This window comes from Nocardia cerradoensis NBRC 101014, assembly GCF_000308535.1.
In the GTDB taxonomy this organism is placed as follows: Bacteria; Actinomycetota; Actinomycetes; order Mycobacteriales; family Mycobacteriaceae; genus Nocardia; species Nocardia cerradoensis.
The window spans coordinates 1-4,276 of the sequence record NZ_BAFW01000159.1 but is presented as its reverse complement, the minus strand read 5'-3'; the positions used below and the strand labels follow the sequence as shown (position 1 = coordinate 4,276).

The following is a 4,276-nucleotide window of genomic DNA, read 5'->3' as shown; positions in this document are numbered from 1 at the left end:
AGCGACAATCGCAGTCAGGTGTTGGAGGAACCACTCGTGGACGAGTCGCTGCCCACCGCGGACGCACCGAAGCACGGATTCTTCGAACGCCTCTACACCGGCACCGGCGGCTTCCAGATCGTCGGCCGCCGCAAGTTGTACTACGGCATCGCGGCGGTGCTGGTCCTGATCGCGGTGCTGAGCATCGCGGTGCGCGGCTTCACCCTCGGCATCGATTTCGCCGGCGGTACGAAGATCCAGATCCCGGCGACCAGCGGTATGACCACGACCTCGGTCGAGGACACCTACTCGCAGGCACTGGGACACAGTCCGGTCACCGTGCAGAAGGTCGGTTCGGGTTCCTCGGCCTCCTTCGAGATCCGTTCCGAGACACTGGATTCCGCGCAGCAGGACAAGATCGCGGATGCGCTGTTCACGAAGTACCATCCGACGGATGCCAGCGGCACGGCCAGCCGCAGCGTCATCAGCGTCACCGAGATCAGCGAGACCTGGGGTGGGCAGATCACCCGCAAGGCACTCATCGCGCTGGTGGTGTTCGTCCTGTTGACGATGATCTACATCGCCATCCGATTCGAACGCGACATGTCGATCGCCGCGATCGCCTCGCTGTTCTTCAACCTGATCGTCACCGCCGGCATCTATTCGATCGTCGGCTTCGAGGTGACGCCCGCCGCGGTGATCGGCCTGCTGACCATCCTGGGTTATGTGCTCTACGACAACGTGGTTGTGTTCGACAAGGTCGAGGAGAACACCCGCGGTGTCCTGCATCTGACCCGGCGCACCTATGGTGAACAGGCCAACCTGGCGGCCAATCAGACGTTGATGCGTTCGATCAACACCACGGTCATCGGCATCCTGCCCATCGTCGGCATGCTGGTGATCGCGGTCTGGCTGCTCGGTGTGGGCACTCTGAAGGATCTCGCGCTGGTGCAGCTGGTCGGCATGATCGTCGGCGCCTACTCGTCGATCTTCTTCGCCGTGCCGCTGCTGGTCTCGATCAAGGAGCGCTTCGGCCCCGTGGCCGCGCACACCCGCAAGGTGCTCGCCAAACGTGCCGCCGGCGAATCCGGCCGCGCGGGTGAGACGCCGGCCCGCCGCGCCTCCGGTGCCCCGGTGGCCACCCGCACCCGCGACAGCGGTTCCGCCGCACCGAGACCCGGTGCCCGGCCCACCGGGAAGCGGCACAAGAGAACCCACTGATGAGGCGAAGGGGGTCGGATCGCGTGCGGCGGACGCTCCGGCGGACATTCGGTGTGATCGCGGCAGGTGCACTGCTCACCGGCGTGATCGCGGGTTGTTCGAGCAAGAACCAGGTGCCATCCATCGGATATGCCGTCGACGCGGTGCCGGCCACCTACAACGGCGGGAGTTCGGCCGGTGTCGCGGGCGGTTCCGCGGCGCTGTTCTCCCGCGTGCTGACCGGGTTCTTCTACACCGGTCCGGACGGTCAGCCCGTGGCCGACACCGATGTCGGCACCGCCAACGAGGTGGCCGGCGAGGCGCAGACCATCCGGTACCGGCTCAACCGCGACGCGGTCTACTCCGACGGGGTGCCCACCTCGTGCGACGATCTCGTGCTCGAATGGGCCGCGCGCAGTGGGCGGTTCACCAAACCCGGTCCGGGCGGCGCGATTCCGTTGTTCGATGCCGCCTCCACCGCCGGCTATTCCGATATCGAGCGGGTCGAATGCCAGCCCGGCTCGAAGGACGCCACCGTGGTGTTCCGGCCGGATCATCACTTCCTGGCCTGGCAGACGCTGTTCAACGCCGGTGATCTGATGCCGGCGCACATCGCCGCCAAGGCCGCGGGTGTGCCGAATGTGGTGGCGGCCGTGCAGTCCGGCGACCAGGCCGCACTCGATCGGCTGGCGCAGTTCTGGAACACCGGCTGGACTCTGAAATCCGGTGACATCAACGCCGACCTGCTGCCGTCCTCGGGGCCGTACCGCATCGAGTCCTACAGCGACGGCGACGGTTTGGTGCTGGTGAAGAACGAGAAGTGGTGGGGCAACAAGCCCGCCACGCCGCGCATCGTGGTGTGGCCCAAGAACGCCGACCTGAAGAAGAAGATCTCCGACAACTCCGTCGAGGTGGTCGACATCGGGGCGGGCTCGGTGAAAGACCTGAGCCTGAACAAGTTCTCGGTGAATCAGCAACCGGGCCGAGGCGCCGAGCAGCTGGTGCTGTCCACCGCGGGTGTCTTCGCCTCCGCCGATGCCCGGCGCGCGTTCGCGCTGTGTGTCCCGCGGCAGGCGTTGTTCGACACCCTCGGGCATCCGGGTTTCGACGACAAATCCGGCCTGGGTTCCGGTCCGCTGAATTCCCGCACGGTACAGGCTGATTCGGTGTACTATCCGGCGATCACGGGACCGGCGGACAAATATCGTACGGGCGACGCGCCGGGTGCACAGCGGGCTCTCGCGGCAGCCGGGGTGGCCAACCCCACCGTCCGGATCGGCTATCGCAGCCCCGACGACCGCCGTGCCCGCACCGTCGCGATGATCGGCGATGCCTGCAAGGCGGCGGGTGTGACCGTCGTGGACGCCGGTGCGGCGGACTTCACGCCCGCGGAACTGGGCGTCGGCAAGGTGGACGCCGTACTCGGCGGCACCGCGGCGGCCGTGGGCCCGGCCGGTTCGCTGCCGGGAATCGAGGCGACCGCGGCGCTGCGCACCGGTCAGGGCGTGAATTTCGGGCGCTTCGGCAACGGGCGTTACGATGCGATCGCGGATCAGCTTGCGGCGGACGACAATTCGGTGACGGTGTTGAATCTCGACACCGAGGCCGAGAATCTGCTGTGGAACAAGATGCCGTCGATCCCGCTGTTCAACACGCCTCGGACCGTCGCGTTCGGAAAGGGCCTGGAGAACGGGGTCGCGAGCCCCACCAAGGCCGGTGCGGGCTGGAATATGGACCGCTGGGTGTTGCGGCGGTGAGCGTCTTCGGACGCTGGATGAGGGAGCGGGTGTAGATGAGTAAGCACACGATGGTGGAAACGGCCGAAACCGCGGAGGAGAAGGTCGCGCGGACCGCCGAGGTGGTCGGGCGCCTGACGCGCTGGCACGACGATTTCCCCACCCCCGGTGTGCGTTTCGCGGACCTGACCCCGGTGTTCGCCGACGCCGAGGGCTTCCACGCGGTGATCGAATGCCTGGCCGCCTGCGCTCCCGACGCCGATCTGGTGGCCGGGGTGGACGCGCGCGGATTCCTGCTGGGCGCCGGTGTGGCGGCGCTGCTCGGCACCGGCGTGGTGGCGGTGCGCAAGGGCGGCAAACTGCCGCCGCCGGTGCTCTCCCGCGAGTACACCCTCGAATACGGCTCTGCGGCATTGGAGATTCCGGCCGACGGCATCGACCTCACCGGCCGCAAGGTGTTGCTGCTCGACGACGTTCTCGCCACCGGCGGCACGCTGGCCGCCGCGGCGGAACTGTTCCGTACCGCCGGGGCGCAGGTGGCCGCGGCCGCGGTGGTACTCGAGATCGGCGAACTCGGCGGACGTGCTCGCCAGGGCGACTACGCGCTGACCTCGATCGTGCAGGTGTGAGTCGCGTGTCTGTTGTGGGGCGCGCGCGGGGATCGTTATGCTGACGTGCGGCAAGGGGGCCCGGATGAACGACCGACGGACGATCGCATGAACGAGTACCGCAGTGCGCGCGACAGTGCCGGAACAGGACACGCCGGCCGGTGGTGGCGATGAGCCGCAGCCGGCGTACCCGCATCGGGGCAGCGCTCGCGGGCGCGGTGGGCGTCGCGTTCGTCGTCGGCGGCGCGACCGCTGCGGCTACTCCTTCGGTGGCGCTGCGGGGCGGCGCCACCATCACGGCCCGGGTCACGGGGGAGAAGGCCGGGCAGGCCTGCCGGATCACCGGTTCGGGTATCGATATGCCTTGGCGTACGGTCGGTTCCGACGGTTCGGTGGAACTGGACAGCGGACCGGTTCCATCGGGACGGCACAACGCTCGCGTGGTCTGCCGGGATCCGCGCACGGGCGCGGCCTCACAGCATGCGGTGGGTAAGGAAGAGGACGTCTTCACCGGGCATTGGGCTCCGGCCTTCGAATTCCTCCACCATCATCGGATGGAATTCCTTACCCCGCACGAACGCTGATACCTTCCGACGCCGGGTCGATCCACTGGCGCGGCACTAGATCCGCGCCAGCAGGCGCGCGATGATCCCGGTCACCACGAGCCAGAACACCGCTGCCAGACCGTAATTGATGATGACGTCCCAATCGTGGGAGCCGGTGTTGAACAGGCCCGGGAAGAACAACGCCAGC

General features: G+C 67.6%; 4 protein-coding genes. All 4 read left to right on the top strand.

Going from position 1 to position 4,276, the window contains the following annotated elements; genetic code table 11:
- Positions 1–21 precede the first annotated feature (21 nt).
- The 4 genes from secF (at position 22) to ON23_RS16655 (ending at position 4,107) form a co-directional block, all read left to right on the top strand.
- A complete protein-coding gene (gene secF, locus ON23_RS16670; RefSeq protein WP_373282198.1) occupies positions 22–1,200 on the top strand; it encodes a protein translocase subunit SecF in 1,179 nt (392 codons plus the stop codon).
- Positions 1,200–2,936 (top strand): ABC transporter substrate-binding protein, encoded by a 1,737-nt coding sequence (locus ON23_RS16665; RefSeq protein WP_039779277.1) that lies wholly within the window; start codon positions 1,200–1,202, stop codon positions 2,934–2,936. Before secF ends, ON23_RS16665 begins: the two co-directional genes overlap by 1 nt.
- A gap of 50 nt (positions 2,937–2,986) precedes the next feature.
- Positions 2,987–3,544, top strand: a complete 558-nt coding sequence (locus tag ON23_RS16660) for an adenine phosphoribosyltransferase (RefSeq protein ID WP_373282197.1) — start codon at positions 2,987–2,989, stop codon at positions 3,542–3,544.
- Positions 3,545–3,693: 149 nt separating this feature from the next.
- A complete protein-coding gene (locus ON23_RS16655) occupies positions 3,694–4,107 on the top strand; it encodes a hypothetical protein (RefSeq protein ID WP_143860098.1) in 414 nt (137 codons plus the stop codon).
- The last annotated feature ends 169 nt before the right edge of the window (positions 4,108–4,276 follow it).

Coding starts and splice junctions, on each gene's coding strand:
- ON23_RS16665 (WP_039779277.1), top strand. CDS start 1,200: ATGAGGCGAAGGGGGTCGGATCGCGTGCGGCGGACGCTCCGGCGGACA.
- ON23_RS16660 (WP_373282197.1), top strand. CDS start 2,987: ATGGTGGAAACGGCCGAAACCGCGGAGGAGAAGGTCGCGCGGACCGCC.
- ON23_RS16655 (WP_143860098.1), top strand. CDS start 3,694: ATGAGCCGCAGCCGGCGTACCCGCATCGGGGCAGCGCTCGCGGGCGCG.